This is a genomic window from Nocardia vinacea (assembly GCF_035920345.1).
GTDB lineage: Bacteria > Actinomycetota > Actinomycetes > Mycobacteriales > Mycobacteriaceae > Nocardia > Nocardia vinacea_A.
On record NZ_CP109149.1, the window covers coordinates 10,011,552 to 10,027,535 of the forward strand.

Genomic DNA, 15,984 nt, shown 5'->3' on the forward strand with positions numbered 1-15,984 from the left:
CGACACGATTGAATTCTGAGGGCACATCGAATGAGCGGGTGGCTGTTCATCATCTGATCGAGCACACCGTCCGCGCCTACCCCAACGCGCCCGCTGTCGAATTCGGCGACCGCATCATGAGTTACTCGCAGCTCAACGCGTATGCGAATCGCATTGCGCGGCAACTGGTCGCGGTCGGGGTGAAGATGGGTGACGCCGTTGGGCTGTGTGTGGACAGGTCCATCGATCAGATCGCCGCGGTGGTGGGCATTGTGAAGGCAGGTTGTGCGGTCGTCCCGCTGGATCCGGCGTACCCGCGAGATCGGTTGGCGTTCATGGTTTCCGATTCCGGTGTCGAGGTCGTGATCACCGCCGGCGCGCTCCCGGTCGAGGACCTGGACCCGCAGCTGCAGGAGATGACCACTGTCTGGCTCGATGAGCAGGCCGCCGCGATCGCCTCGCGGGCCGATCACGATCTGCCGGGCACGCTACCGGCCGAGGCCACCTGTTACATGATCTACACCTCCGGCTCGACCGGACAGCCGAAGGGCGTCGTTGTCGAGCATGCGGCGGTGGCAAATCTTGTTGCCTGGCACCGAAATGCATGGCTGTCGGAGGTCGGTACCCGGACGTTGCTGTTTTCGCCGATCAGTTTCGACGTGGCCTTCCATGAGATCTTCGCCGGATTGTGCACCGGCGCGACGCTTGTGCAGGTCGATGAAGACACCCGCCGTAATCCGATGGCGCTGCTGGAGTTCGCTCGAGTTCGGCGAATTCAGAAGTGGTACATGCCGTTTGTCACCTTGCAGCAGATCGCGCAGGCCGCCCACGGTGCCGAGGCGCCGGGCGAGCTCGCCGAACTCATCGTCGGCGGCGAGGTGCTGCGGGTGACCCCCGCGATCCGGGAGTTCGCCCGCCGTAGCGGGTGTGTCATTCACAACCACTACGGGTCGACCGAATGCATCGATGTGGCGACGTACACGCTGTCCGGTGACCCGGACCTGTGGCCGGGCGTGGTTCCCATCGGCCACCCCAACGTGGCGAATATGAACCTGTACCTGCTCGACCGGTCGCTACGACCGGTGTCGCAGGGAGAGGTCGGGGAGATCTATGCCGAGGGCGAGTTGCTCGCGCGGTGCTATCACCGGCGTCCGGGGCTGACGGCGGCGCGGTTTGTGCCGAACCCGTTCATGATCGGGGGGCGGCGGCTGTATCGGATGGGTGATCTGGGGCGCTACCTGCCCGACGGGACGATCGAATGCCTCGGCCGTGCGGACAACCAGGTCAAGATCCGCGGGTACCGCGTCGAACCCAGCGAAGTCGAGGCCGCCCTGGCCGAACACCCGGCCGTAGCCGAATGCGTCGTCACCGCCAACACTGCCGGTCACGACACCCGCCGGCTGCTCGCCTACGTCGTGGCCGCTAACGGATCCGACATCGCGGCCCTGCCGGAAGTGTTGCGCGCCAATACAGCCCGGACACTGCCCGACTATATGGTCCCTGCGGCGGTGATCGTTGTCGATGCCTTGCCGCTGACCCCCAGCGGCAAAGTTGACGTGCGTGCCTTGGCCGCCCTCGCAACGTGTGTGGCACCCGAAAGCGCTGCGGAGGAGTCGATTACGTCGGTGCGGGATCTGGTCACCCGGATCTGGTGCGAGCTGCTGGAGGTGACGCAGATCGACGTGCACAAAAGCTATTTCGACCTGGGTGCCGACTCGCTCATGATGGTGCACGCGCACCAGCGCATCGCTGCCGAGCTGGGACGGGATCTACCCGCCGAGACACTGTTCCGGTATCCGACGGCGCAGGCCCTGGCCAGCTTCCTGTGCGGTCGCGCCGATGGCGAGCCCACCGACCGCGCTCCGGTCACGCAGTACCGGGCGCCAGGCCGCGACGAGGGGGCGGTGGCGATCATCGGCATGGCCTGCCGAGTTCCTGGTGCCGACACACTTGATCAGTTCTGGTCGAACCTGCGCAACGGGGTCGAGTCGATCACACGGTTGCCGGACTCGCAGGTGTTCCGGCTGCCGACCGATCAGACTCGCGATCCGCACTTCGTGCCGGTGGCCGCGTCGATCGAGGGCATCGAGTACTTCGATGCGGAATTCTTCGGCTACAGCCCCGCCGAGGCCGCAGTGATCGATCCGCAGCAGCGGCTGTTCCTGGAATGCGCGTGGGAGGCGCTCGAGAACGCCGGTGCCGACACCCGACGCCTCCGGGCCGGTGTGTATGCGGGGTCGAGCATGAGCACCTATCTGATCAACAATGTGCTCCCGGCGAAGTTGCGGTCCGGAATCTATTTGAGCCACAGGCATTTCGACGATGCCACTGAGTTACGCATCGAGGTGGGCAACTCGCGCGATCACCTGCCGATGCGGACCTCGTTCAAGTGCGACCTGCGCGGCCCGAGCGTCAATGTGCAGTCCACCTGCTCGACCTCGCTGGTCGCGGTGCACATGGCGCGCCAGGCGCTGCTGTCGGGTGAGTGCGAGATCGCCGTGGCCGGAGGCGTTTCGATCATCACCCCGCAGGACACCGGCTACTTGTGGCGCGAGGGGATGATGGTGTCTCACGATGGGCACCTGCGGGCCTTCGACGCCGCCGCGGACGGCACGGTCTTCGGCAACGGGCTCGGTGTCGTAGTCCTCAAACGCTTGTCCGCCGCCCTGGCCGAGGGCGACCACATCTACGCAGTGATCACCGGCTCTGCGGTCAACAACGACGGGTCAAACAAAATCGACTACTCGGGCCCCAACGTCGCCGCCCAAGCCGAGGTCATCGCCCGAGCCCACCACGACGCTGGGGTGAACGCCGAGGACATCTCCTACGTCGAAACACACGGCACCGGCACAATATTGGGTGATCCGATCGAGATCGCGGGCCTGACCGAAGCATTCGGGCACAGCACCGATCGCGACGGGGCGTGGTGTGCGATCGGGTCGGTGAAAACCAACATCGGTCACCTCGACGAGGCGGCCGGAGTGATCGGACTGATCAAAACGGCGCTGAGCCTGAACCACCGCCAGATTCCGCCCAGCCTGGGATTCACCACCGCGAACCCACGGGCCGCGCTGGCGGCGAGCCCGTTCGTCGTCAACACCGAACTGCGCGACTGGTCAAGCGTCGACGGGCGGGTGCGCCGCGCCGGGGTGAGTTCCTTCGGCATGGGCGGCACGAATTGCCACGTTGTCCTGGAAGAGCCACCCGGCCAGCCGGTCTCACCGGCACCGGATATCGAGCGGCCCGCGCACTTGTTGACGATCTCAGCCCGCACTCCGGATGCGTTGCGCGCCAACATAGAGCGCTACCACGACCATCTCGACCAGCAACCGGCCGACCGGTTCGCTGACATCTGCTTCTCCGCCGCAACCGGGCGCCGCCATTTCGACCATCGGATCGCAGTGCTGGCCACCGACGCTGCCGACGCACGCTCGCAGCTGACGCAGCTGCTATCCGAACCGGAACTCGGCGGGACCGCCTCCACAGTGGGGCCGCAGCAGCCGCCGGTGGCGTTCCTGTGCACCGGCCACGGATCGCAATACCCGCAGATGGGGCGGGTGTTATATGAGACGCAGCTGGTGTATCGGGAGGCGTTCGATCGCTGCGACGCGATCCTGGCTCCGCTGATCGGGTGTTCGCTATCGGCGCTGCTGTACGGGCCGGACCCAGCGGACTGCATCGATGACAACCCGATCGCGCACCCGGCGTTGTTCAGCGTCGGCTACGCGATCGCCGCGCTGTGGGAATCCTGGGGCGTGCGGCCTGATCTCGTGGTCGGCTACAGCCTCGGGGAGTACCTGGCAGCCTGTCTTGCCGGGGTTTTCAGCCTCGAGGATGGGCTGCGATTGGTCGCGTCCCGGGCGCGGTTGGTCGACGAACTCACCCCGCCCGGCGCAATGGTGTATGTCCCGGCGGACGCGGACACCGTCGCCGCGGCGTTGATCGGATTCAACGAGAAAGTCTCGATCGCCGTGGTGAACGCCCCCGACGGCACGGTGATCTCCGGTGACCGCACCGTTCTCGACACTGTCGTCGCCGCCTTTCAGCGCGGTGGGATCGAACCGATTGTGTTGCCGGTGTCGCGGGCCTTCCATTCACCGGCGATGGTCGCGGTCGCCGAGCCGTATCGAGCGGTGGCCGAAACGGTGGTGTATTCGCCGCCGCGGTGCAACATCATCGCCAACCTGACCGGGGAACTCGCCGGCGCCCATGAGCTGCAGAGCGCCGATTACTGGGTCCGGCACATGATCGAACCAGTGCAGTTCACCCGGGTGATGGCCGGGGCAGACCAGCTCGGGATCGGGGCGTTCGTCGAGATCGGCCCCAAGGCGACGTTGAGCAGTCTCGGGCGTCGCTGCCTGCCCGACAGCCCGGCTCTGTGGCTGCCCAGCCTGGCTCCGCGCGACCCGCATGCGATCCTCGCCGCCTTCCGCGCTCTGTACCTGGCCGGAATCCCGGTGGACTGGAACGGATTCGACAACCCTTTCCCCCGCCGCCGTGTCCCGGTGCCGACCTACGCCTTCCAGCGACGACGCCACTGGATCGACCTCCAGCCAGCCCCACATCACCCCAGGGAACGCGAGGCGCCGCCGCGCGCACTCGCCCCAGCCAGCGAACCGGAAGATGCGATGATCCCGCCGATCCTCGACCTCGTCTGGGAGCCTGCACCGATCCCGGCGACCGCTGCGGGTCCGGTCACCGGCTACGTGGTGATCGGCCCCCGCGGCGAACTCACGCAACGGCTCACCGCAGGACTGCGAGCCAGCGGAGCGTCCTGTGCGCTTGTGCCGGTTGACCTTTCGGCCGACACGGACTCGTCGCTGTCCACCCAACTCGGGCGCCTGGCTCAACCGGTGATGTCACTGCGTGTGCTGCTGGTCGCTGACCCAGATGGGGGAGAGGACCCTGCGGCGGCCTTGCTGCCGGTGGTGACCGCAGCCAGGGCGGTGCTGGAGTTCGCCACCGGATCGAGCGCGGTGTCGAGCCTGTGGTTCGTGACCCGTGAACGCGATATCCGCAGTGCGGGTTTGGCGGCGCTGGCTCGCACGATCACCGCCGAGCACCCCGACCTCGCCTGCACCGCGATCACAGTGCCCACCCAGATCAGCGGCAGCGATCTCGAGGTGATCACCACCCGCCTGCGCCACGGCACCGACGCGGGTGAACAACTCGCGCTGCGAGCGGGCACCGTCCACCGTGCCCGCCTGATCCCGCGCCACGACGTTGGAACGGAGGCGGCGGTGCCGGTGCGTCATGACGGGACCTATGTGATCACCGGCGGCACAGGGGGATTGGGGTTGCACGTGGCGGCGGCGCTTGCCCAGCACCGGCCGCAGCGGTTGATCCTGGTCAGCCGCTACGGCAAGCCCGCCGACACCCGAGCCTGGCAGGCCCTGTCGGCGAGCGGGGTCACGGTGGAGGTGGTGTGCGCGGAGGTGACCGACGAGGCGCGGATCCGCGAAATCTTCGCCGACTGCGGGCCGAACCTGCGTGGTGTCATCCACTGCGCTGGCGTGGTCGATGACGGAATCTTTGTCCGGCAGACCGCGGCGCGTATCGCGGGGGTGCTCGGGCCGAAGGTGCGTGGTGCGTGGCTGCTGCACACGCTCACCGCCGATCGAGACCTGGACTTCTTTGTCCTGTTCTCCTCTCTGGCCTCGGTGATCGGCTATCGCGGGCAAGCCAGCTACGCCGCCGCCAACGGATTCCTGGATGGTCTGGCCGCCTATCGCCGCCAGCGTGGGTTGCCCGCGGTGAGTGTGAGCTGGGGCAGCTGGGCCGGAGCAGGCATGTCGGCCGCTCTCACCGAGGCCCAACGCGCAGCCCTGCGCGCTGACGGCGAAACCCGCCTCATTCCAGGCGCTGCGGTGTCCGCCCTGACCAGGTTGCTGACCAGCGCGACGCCGCACGCGGTCGTCGCCGACATGGACTGGGAACGCTTCGCAGTCTCCCGCAACTACCCCACTCCGACGATCGAGGCCCTGATGAACCCCGCATCGACCGAACCCTCCCCCAGCGTCGCGACCGGATCGTTGCGGACCCGGCTGCGCAACACGGCCCCGCAGCACGCCCGAGAGCTGCTGCGCCGGGAGGTCTCTACAGCCGTGGCTGCCCTGCTGGGTTGCGATCCCGATCACCTCGACCCTCGCCGCGGGCTCGAGGAGATGGGCCTGGACTCGTTGGGCGCTCTGGACCTGCGCGCGAAGCTGGAAACCGATCTCGGTGTGCGACTGTCTGCCACCGTCGCGTTCGACCACCCCTGCGTCGATGCCCTGGTCGAGCACCTCGCCGACCGGCATTTCACCGATGACATCACGGCCACACCGGCACCGATCCCGGTAACTGCGGAGCCCGTAGCTGCGGCCGGGGCGGGTGCGCGACCCGATCGAGACGCCGAGGCGGCGCAGGGGGAGACCGGGGTCGCGATCATCGGCATGGCGTGCAAGTTCCCGGGCGCCGATTCTCCCGACGAGTTGTGGAAGCTGCTGCTCGAAGGCCAGGATATGGTGGCCGAAATCCCGCCTGGCCGTTGGGATGTCGATGGCTTCTACGATCCGTCGCCGCAGGCACCGGGCAAGATGCATGTTCGTGATGCTGCGACGATCACCGGCCTGGACTTCTTCGACACAGGTTTCTTCGGGATCTCCCCGCGCGAGGCCGCGAGCATGGATCCGCGGCATCGGCTGCTGCTGGCATCGGCGTGGCACGCGGTGGAGAACGCCGGAATCGACCCGACATCTTTGCATGGCAGCGACACCGCGGTCTATCTCGGCTGCGACGAGTTCCTCAACGACTACCTGCGCCAAGCCGACGCCGGCCTGGGCAGCGAACCTTATTTGGCGACCGGGACGACGCTGAGCATGACCGCAGGGCGGTTGTCCTACAAGTTCGGCTGCCACGGCCCGAGCCTGGTGATCGCCACCGGATGCTCATCAGCGCTGGTCGCGGTGCACTCCGCGGTGCAGGCGATCCGCAGCGGTGACTGCGAACTCGCGATCGTCGGCAGCGGCAAACTGATGGTGGACCCGCTCGAAACCGTCCAACTGTGCAAGCTGGGCGCATTGGCGTCCGACGGGCGTTCGAAAGTGTTCTCCGCGGCCGCCGACGGATTCGGGCGCGGCGAGGGTGTCGCGACGATCGTGCTGAAGCGCCTCGACCACGCTCTCACCGACGGCGACCCCATCCACGCGGTGATCCGCGGGTCCGCGGTCAACCACGACGGGCCCAGCTCCGGGTTGACCGTCCCCAACGGTGCCGCGCAAACAGCGGTCATCACACGTGCGCTGCGCAACGCCGGAATCACCGCCGCCGAGGTCACCTACGTCGAAACCCACGGCACCGGAACACAACTGGGTGACCCGATCGAACTCAACGCCCTCGGTGCCGCATTCGACGGCGACCGGGCCCGCGCACTGTTCGTCGGGTCGGTCAAGGCCAACATCGGACACCTCGAAGAAGCCGCAGGCCTGGCCGGACTGATCAAGACAGTCCTCATGGTGCACCACGGCGTCATCCCCGCCCAGCTGCACTGCGAACACCTCAACACCAACGTGGACTGGGCGCAGCTGCGGTTGCAGGTGCCCGGCACAGCCACGGACTGGCCGACCGACGCCGCGCGGATCGCCGGAGTGAGTTCCTTCGGCCTCAGCGGCACCAACGCCCACGTCATCGTCGAATCTCACACCCCCGCAACACAACCGACGCCGCAAGGACTGTTCGTCTTCCCGTTCTCCGCCCGCGACGAGGACGACCTGCGCGCCAGCATCGGGCGCATCGCCGACGCTCTGTCCGCCGGGCACGACCCGGGCGCGATCGCCTACACGCTGCAGGTGGGCCGCCAGCACTACCGCCACCGGCTGGCTGTCGTCGCTGCCTCGATTAGCGAAGTCCGCGCCCGCCTGCAGGCTGTGCTCGGCAACGGCGCGACCGCGGCCAGCGTGCACCGCGGTAATGCCGGGACCCAACCGCGTCACCTCGACCCGCAAGCCGCCGAGCATCTGTACGCCGACCGGGATCTCGTCGGTGTGGCCGCACGGTGGTGCGAGGGATTCGACATCGACTGGCAGCGCCTCTACCCCGCAGGCCTGCCACGGCGGGTCGCGCTGCCGGGCTATCCGTTCAAACACGAGAGCATCTGGAGTGCAACGCCGCCTGCGCTTGGCGCATCGGCCCAGGCCGCGCCGAAACCTGTGGCACCGCAACTAGATACACCTGCAACGCCTACACCATCGGCTTCGACAGTGCGCGCCGAGATCCACGCTGGTGTCGCCGCGTTGCTCGGCTTTACGCCTGAGGCGCTGGACAGCGCGGCCAGCCTCGAAGGGTTGGGCGCGGACTCGCTGATGTTCACCCGCCTGGGCCACTTCCTGCGCGATCACTACCAGGTCGAAATCCCATTCCAGCAACTCATCGACGAGGCGGCCACCGTCGACGATGTTGTCGCTGTGGTGACCGCCCGCCAGCCCCACACCACCGCACCGACCCCACCGAGCCCCGCACCAGCGGAACCGCTGGCGGCATCGACGCCGATGCTGCGATCCGGGCCCGCCAGCTTGGCGGGCGGGCCGCCAGTAGCGGGGCTGTTGACCGACCAGCAGACGGCCTTCATAGGCGAGCTCGTCGCGGCGTACGCCGCTCGCACTTCAGGGTCGAAATCCCGTGCCGCGCAGGACCGGCCGGTGATGGCGAACTGTCGGATGACACCGTTCCAGATGTCGTTGAAGGAGCTGTGCTATCCGATCGTGGCCGAACGCTCCTACGGTTCCCGGTTCTGGGACGTCGACGGCAACGAGTACCTCGATATCGCGATGGGCTACGGAGTGCACTTCTTCGGCTACCAGCCCGACTTCGTGCTCGAGGCGCTGCGCGCGCAGCTCGACGAGGGCGTCCACATCGGCCCCCAGGTCGCGGGCGCCGGCCACGTCGCGCGCCAGCTGTGCGAGATCACCGGCAACCAGCGCGCGGTGTTCTGCAACTCCGGCACCGAAGCGGTCATGGCCGCATTGCGTTTCGCGCGCGCGGCCACCGGCCGGACCCGGTTCGTGATGTTCGAGGGCTCCTATCACGGCTGGTCTGATGGCACCTTGGCCCTGCCCGCCGGTACCCAGAAATCCATGGCGATGTCGCGCGGTGTCGGTGCGGGCGTGATGAGCGATGTCATCGTGCTCGACTACGGGGCACCGGAGAGCCTCGAAGTGATCAGTGGCCTCGGTGCGGAGCTGGCCGCGGTGTTGGTCGAGCCGGTGCAAAGCCGTCGACCCGATCTGCAGCCGGCCGAGTTCCTGCACACGTTGCGTGAACTGACCCATGCCTCAGGTATGGCCCTGATCTTCGACGAGGTGGTCACCGGGTTCCGGGTCGGACCGCGCGGTGCACAAGGTTGGTCGGGTGTGGACGCCGATATGGCCGTCTACGGCAAGATCCTCGGCGGGGGGCTGCCGGTCGGTGCCGTCGCCGGGCGTGCTGAATTCCTCGACACCATCGACGGCGGTGCCTGGTCCTATGGTGACGACTCGAGCCCCTCGGTGCCGACGACCTTTTACGGCGGAACGTTCAACCGCAACCCGCTGACGATGGCGGCGGCCTCGGCAGTGTTGACTCGCGTGGCCGCCGAGGGCCCGCAGCTGGCGCAGCGCGCCAGCGAGCACGTGGCATGGCTGGCCGAGGACTTCAACACCTTCTGCCGCAGTGAAGGATTCCCGCTGCGGATCGTGTACTTCACCTCGGTGTTCCGGTTCATCGGCGAGGGTGACTATCGGCTGCTGCGTTCCTCCCTCGAACTCGAACTGTTCTTCCACCTGCTCGCGCTGCACGGGGTCTACGTTCTCGAAACCCGCGTCTGCTACCTGTCAGCGGCCCACACCGACCAGGACATGCGCCGCATCGCAGAGACCGCGAAAACCTGCCTGCACGAGTTGCGCCGCGGCGGCTTCTTCCCAGCACCAACTCTCACGACTGCTTCGGTGCCGATCCGGCAGCGGTCGCGGCTGCTCGACGATGCTCACCTGGACCTCACTGTGGCGACAGGGCTCGCTCCGGACGCCGACAGGGGCGAGGACGTGCTGGTGACCGGTGCCACCGGATTCCTCGGCCGCTACCTGACACGGGATCTGCTCGAGGCCACCTCGGCACGTATCCACTGTTTGGTGCGCGCACGCGACACCGATCAGGCCAACCAGAGGGTGATCGCCGCGCTGACCGAAGCCGGCGAGATCGACGACGCGTGGCGGGAGCGGATCGTCGCCATCCCCGCCGAGTTGTCCAGTCCGAGACTGGGAGTGGCGACCAATCAGTGGCGACACCTCGCTGAGCAGATCACCGCGATCTACCACTGCGGGGCACACGTGAACGCGCTGCTGCCCTACGACAAACTCGAGCCCGCCAACGTGTGCGGGACCCGCGAGCTTCTGCGCCTGGCCGCCGAGCATCACCCGACACCGTTTCACTATGTCTCCTCCGACGCGGTATTCGATGCCCACGGTTATCACCGGCACGCCGTCCTCTACGAAGACCAACCGCTGGCCTACAGCGACAGCATGTACGGCGGCGGCTACGCCGAAACCAAGTGGGTGGCAGACACACTCGTCGACCACGCCCGCAGTCTCGGCCTGCCCACCAACATCTATCGCCCCGGCGTGCTCTTGTGCGCCACTACCGGCGGCTGCGGGCAGCCCGGCGACTTCATGAACCGTTTCCTGCGCGGCGTCATCGAGCTCGGCGTATGCCCGGATCTGGACGCAACGATCGACCTCACCCCGGTCGACTACGCCTCACACCTGATCGTGGACCTCTCGCGCACAGGCCGGACACACTCCACGTTCCATCTGACCCATCCCGACCCGATCAGCTATGCCGAGTTCATCGAGGCAGTGCGCGCGAACGGGTATCGGATCCAGACCGTCGCGCTACACGAGTGGGACGCCATTGTGCGGGCATTGCGGCACGAGGACGGCAACCCGCTGTACCCACTGGTGCCGCTGCTCACCGAGTCGCCGGATCCCTACTTCCGCAAGGCACGCCTCGATGTCGGCAACACCCGCGCCGCCGCACCCACGGTGATCGACTCCTGCCCGTCGCTGCCCGAGTTGATCGCGCTGCATCTGCAACGCCTTCGCGCCCAAGGATTTCTGCCCCCGGCGCCCGAGTTGGCAGGCACTTCGGCGGTGGCGGCCCGATGACCGGATTCGGCCCGGGCCTCTCCGCCGTGGATGTCGCTGACATCGACCACGATTGGCTGCATACCCGGCTGGGCTGGAGGGTGAACCATGAGCAGCCGGTGTCGGCGGAGTCCCTGCTCCGCGCGGGCGGCTCGACCTGCGGGGTGCATCGCGTCCGCTGCGGTGACCGCTCTTTCATCTACAAGACCGCACCGCAGGGCAACAGTGTGTGGGCCCAGTGGATCCGCGACGCCGACGCAGTCGCGCGGGAAGTGCGCAGCTACCGACTCCTGGGTGAGCACGGGCCGGTTGCTGAGCTGATCGCTCCGCGATGCTATTGGTCGACACTCGGCGTCGACGGGCGTGGGGCGTTGGCGCTGCAAGACCTGGGCGCATCCGGCGCACCCGATCCCACCGCATTGGCTCGGGGGCTGACCTATCCGCAAGCACGGGCCGCGATGCGGCCGCTGGCGGTTCTGCACGCGCTCGCCGCCAACACGGCTGCGGACTTTTCGGTGCCGCCGCATCCGTGGCTGCTTTCCGCGTCCTCCGCCGATCTGATCACCGCCATTCGCGCGGGTTTCGACGATCTGCCCCGCGCATGGGAGATCTGTCAGCCCGATGTCGGATCGGTTGCGGTGCAACGGATCATCTCCGGCATCGACGTGGAACAGGAGTTGATCGGTGCGCATCAAGGCTCGACGTTGATCTCGGTATGCCATGGCGATCTGTGGGCAGGAAATCTCGTCTTCACCACTGCCGGCCCAGCCCGGCCGATGACCGCGCGACTGATCGACTGGCAGTTCACGATGTGGGGCAACCCGCTGTCCGACCTGGCCGTGCTGCTGATGTCGTCGCTGCACCCGGCACACCGGCAGGCTTGGCAGGAACCCCTGCTGCGCCACTACCACCAAACTCTGATCGCGCAATCGGGGCTGGCCTACAGCTTCGCCGAATGCCTCGACGACTTCGACCGAGCCCAGCGGTTCGCAGCGCTCGTCGTGCTGGCAACCCTGGACGGCTATACCGCCGAGATGACCGTCACCGAGCGCGCACGGTTCGCGCCTAGAGTGCTGACCGCCCTGAACCTGGTCACCACCGCATACGCCACCGGAACCCCATCTGACACAGACAGTTTCGAAGCCAACAGTCGAACAGGAGCGAGGTAGACGTGGCGAAGATCGTTGAAGTCGCGGTGATCGGCGCCGGCATGTTCGGGGCAGCGGCCAGCAAATACCTCAGCCGCGAAGGCGCCGACGTCCTCGTCATCGGGCCGGGCGAACCCGTGGGCACGGGGCAAGTCAGCCCAGCCGCGTTCAGCGCCCATTTCGACGAAGCCCGGATCTGCCGACGGCTGGGCTGGGACGAGGTATGGGCGGCGCTGGATGCCCGATCCCTCGAGCGGTTCCGCGACATCGAAACCGAATCCGGCATCGCCTTCTTCCGCGACTGCGGATCACTGGTATTGCTGGCCAAGTCGATTCACCACCGGACCACGGTGATCGTCGACCAATGCCACGACGAAGGGATCCCGGTCGAGCGACTGACCGAACCTGCACTGCGGGCAGAGTTTCCCGCACTCGGACTGCCGCGCCTGGCCGACGGGGTCGAGGGTTTGCTCGAGCGGACGCACGCCGGCTACCTGAACCCGAGAAAACTCGTCGCCGCCCAGCTCGTTCTGACCGACGCTGCCGGGGGCCGACGCCTGCGCGGCGCTGTCCACGCGATCAGCAAGGACCGGGGACTGTGGAAGCTGCAGGTAGTCCACGACGACGGGGGCATCGATGAGATCACTGCCGAGAAGGTGCTTATCGCCACCGGCGCGCTCACCAACGAAACCGGTGTCCTTCCCGAGGGGCGCCGCCTCACGCTTCGCGCGTTCACCGAACCCAACCTGCTGTTCGAACTCAGCGACAGCGATCGTGACCGCTTGCAGACGCTACCGCCGGTAGTGACCGTCGACCCTCGTGATGTCGGTGACGCCAACATGTCGCTGTATATGCTGCCGCCGATCCGATACCCGGACGGCCGCTGCTACATGCGTATCGGGCCCGGCATGCAGCCGTTCGTCCAGCCGCTGCGCTCGGCCGCCGAGATGATCGACTGGTACACCGCCCAGCAGATCACCGCGCGACAAGCCCGGTTCCTCACCGATGCGATGGAAACCATGGTGCCCGGCCTGCGCCCGGCATCGGCGCGGCAGGCCTGCTGCATCATCGAGAAGACCGCCACCCGTTACCCCTATATCGGCCACCTCGACGATGACGATGACAGCCTCACCGTCGCGGTAGGAGGCAACGGGCACGGTGCCCGCGGATCCGACGAGATCGGCCGCCTCGCCGCGAACACCGTCCTGGGAAAGCCCTGGGACTGCCCCATCCCCGAGAACACATTCACTCCCGTCATAACCCAGACGAGTGATTGTTCGACCCAACTCGACGGACTCAAACCACCGTTCGGCCTGTGCTGACCGTCCAGAAGTGATTGGGTGTCGCGAAGTTAGGGGATGACCGCCTCGATCGGCAGATTCCATCGGGTCTCGGTCCGGCCGTTAGCGACGCCGTGCGACGGCACGGGAATCGGGTAGTCGCCGGTCAAGCACGCTGTGCACAGGCCGGTTGTGTCTTCGGGGCTGATGGCGGTGAGCATCGCGTCGATGTCCAAGTACGCCAAGGAGTCCGCCCCGAGGAAGGTTCTGATCTCCTCGACACTCATTTGCGCTGCAACCAGTTTCGACTGGTCGGTGGTGTCCATGCCATACCAGCACGGCCATTTGTACGGCGGTGAGAGCACCCGCAGGTGGATCTCGGCCACACCGGAATTGCGCAGCATGCGCATCGTTTCCAGCAGTGTGGTAGCTCGGATGATCGAGTCCTCGACCACGACGAGGCGCTTGCCTTCGATGTTCTCTCGAATCGGGTTCAGCTTGATCTTGACCGCGTTGCGGCGAAGCTGCTGAGTGGGGGCGATGAATGTTCGGCCGATGTATCTGTTCTTGACGAAACCGTCGACGTACGGGATGCCGGACTCGTGCGCGTATCCCTGGGCGCCGGGAACGCTGGATTCCGGGATCGGGACCACGGCGTCGGCGTCGACGGGAGCCTGACGTGCCAGGGCTTCGCCCATGCGCTGCCGGACTCGATGAACATTCTGGCCCCGCAGATTTCCATCCGGCCGAGCGAAATACACATACTCGAATGAACAGAATTTCGGCACGATCTCTTCGGCGGGGAAGGGCCACAACGACTTCACACCGGCGCCGTCGATGACAACCATCTCGCCAGGTTGAATCTCACGAACGACAGCGGCGTCGATAACATCGAGCGCCGGTGTCTCCGACGCCAGGGCCCAGCCCCCATCATTGAGGCGGCCGAGGAACAGCGGGCGAAAGCCATGCGGGTCACGCACACCGATGATCGCGTCCTGGCTCAGGAGCACGAAGGAATAGGCTCCGCTGAGCCGGGGGAGCGTGCGGACGAATGCCTCGACGAGTTCGTCCTGATCACCGCTGCCGCCATGCAATTCGCGTGCCAGCAGCTCGGCCGCGAGATCGCTGTCGCTGCCGATTCCATCGGCGGGGACACCGAGTTCCGTAGCGAGTGGCTCGGTATTGACGAGGTTGCCGTTATGGGCCAGCGCGAATTGGTGTTTGCCGACTTGCCGGTACACCGGCTGGGAGTTTTGCCAGTCGCCGGAACCTGTTGTGCTGTAACGGGTGTGGCCGATCGCCAAGTCCCCACGCAGGGTCTGCAAACGATAGTCGTTGAAAATGGTTGAGACCAGGCCGGTGTCCTTGTCGACCCAAATCTTGTCGCCCTCGCTGACCGCTATGCCTGCGGCTTCCTGTCCCCGATGCTGCAGGGCGAACAGGCCGAGATAGACCATGTGAGAGACGGGGCTGCCGGGGGCATAGAGTCCGAAAACGCCGCAAGATTCCTTGGGTGCACTGTCGTCCACCGCCAAAGCGTACCCGACCGGCGGCCATCCTTCGTCGGCCGCAGTGCGTAGGTTTGCGCCGCAAGCAGTGTCATTTCGTGCGGGCATGCAAGTGCATGTCGTGCCATCCATCCAGGTGCAGCCCGGCGCTTGCTTTCGTGCCCTCCAGCCCAAAACCCGTCTTGTCGGCGACACGGCAGGAGGCGTGATTGTGTACCGAGTGAGTCAGCTCGAGCCGGTGAAATCCGACTCCGTCGAAGGCCCAGGCGGTCAGCGCCTCAACGGCGCGAGGGGCAACGGCCAAGCCGCGGGCCGCGGGCATGGTCCAGTACGCCATCTCCGCCTGGCCGGCGGGCAAGTCCATGTGCTTGAGCGAAGTCCGCCCGACAACGCGACCGTCGCTGTCTGCGACTGCCCAGTGAGCCCGGATAGCGTTGCGCCATGCACGATTCCACGCCTGGATCCAGCTGCTCGCCTCATCTGTCGATGCCGCGGCGCGAACATGCCATCGCTGGATCATCGGGTCCTGGAATGCCTCGAACACCGCTGGTGCGTCATCATGCGACCACGGCCGCAGAACCAAGCCGCCGGGAGCCGGAATCATAGGTTGAGCGGTCTGCGTGAAACGCTCGGCGCTGACGACATCGGGTGTCAGTTCAGGCATACAGGGATTCTGTGGTGCCGACGCGATTTACCGTGGTAAGCCCCGGTCGACACGGAGAGTCGAAACTGCGGTGAAAATGGATCCTGTAGGTCGTAGGCCTACAGGACGAGATTACAACGCGGCATCCGAAGTCATCATCGCGTTACGCCGCGCCGATCGTCACCGATCACGGACACAACTACATCCGTTCGTGAAAACTATTCCGGCTGATGATGTTCTGGCGCCGACCTCGCCACCGACCACAGCATC

General features: G+C 66.4%; 5 protein-coding genes. 3 read left to right on the forward strand and 2 right to left on the reverse strand.

What is annotated here, in order from left to right:
* The first annotated feature begins 38 nt into the window (after positions 1–38).
* The 3 genes from OIE68_RS45455 to OIE68_RS45465 are packed head-to-tail and all read left to right on the forward strand — an operon-like array spanning position 39 to position 13,605.
* Positions 39–11,156: a polyketide synthase gene (locus OIE68_RS45455; RefSeq protein ID WP_327097049.1), complete on the forward strand. Its 11,118-nt coding sequence runs from the start codon at positions 39–41 to the stop codon at positions 11,154–11,156.
* Positions 11,153–12,304, forward strand: a complete 1,152-nt coding sequence (locus OIE68_RS45460) for an oxidoreductase family protein (RefSeq protein WP_327097050.1) — start codon at positions 11,153–11,155, stop codon at positions 12,302–12,304. The genes OIE68_RS45455 and OIE68_RS45460 overlap by 4 nt, the downstream gene beginning before the upstream one ends.
* A 2-nt stretch (positions 12,305–12,306) precedes the next feature.
* Positions 12,307–13,605: an FAD-binding oxidoreductase gene (locus tag OIE68_RS45465; RefSeq protein WP_327097051.1), complete on the forward strand. Its 1,299-nt coding sequence runs from the start codon at positions 12,307–12,309 to the stop codon at positions 13,603–13,605.
* Positions 13,606–13,634: 29 nt separating this feature from the next.
* Here the strand turns inward: OIE68_RS45465 and purF are convergent, their stop codons facing one another.
* On the reverse strand, positions 13,635–15,092 hold the full coding sequence (gene purF, locus OIE68_RS45470; RefSeq protein WP_327097052.1) for an amidophosphoribosyltransferase: 1,458 nt from the start codon (positions 15,090–15,092) through the stop codon (positions 13,635–13,637).
* 70 nt (positions 15,093–15,162) lie between these two features.
* Positions 15,163–15,735, reverse strand: a complete 573-nt coding sequence (locus OIE68_RS45475; protein WP_327097053.1) for a GNAT family N-acetyltransferase — start codon at positions 15,733–15,735, stop codon at positions 15,163–15,165.
* Between the last annotated feature and the right edge of the window lie 249 nt (positions 15,736–15,984).

Coding starts and splice junctions, on each gene's coding strand:
- OIE68_RS45460 (WP_327097050.1), top strand. CDS start 11,153: ATGACCGGATTCGGCCCGGGCCTCTCCGCCGTGGATGTCGCTGACATC.
- OIE68_RS45475 (WP_327097053.1), bottom strand. CDS start 15,735: ATGCCTGAACTGACACCCGATGTCGTCAGCGCCGAGCGTTTCACGCAG.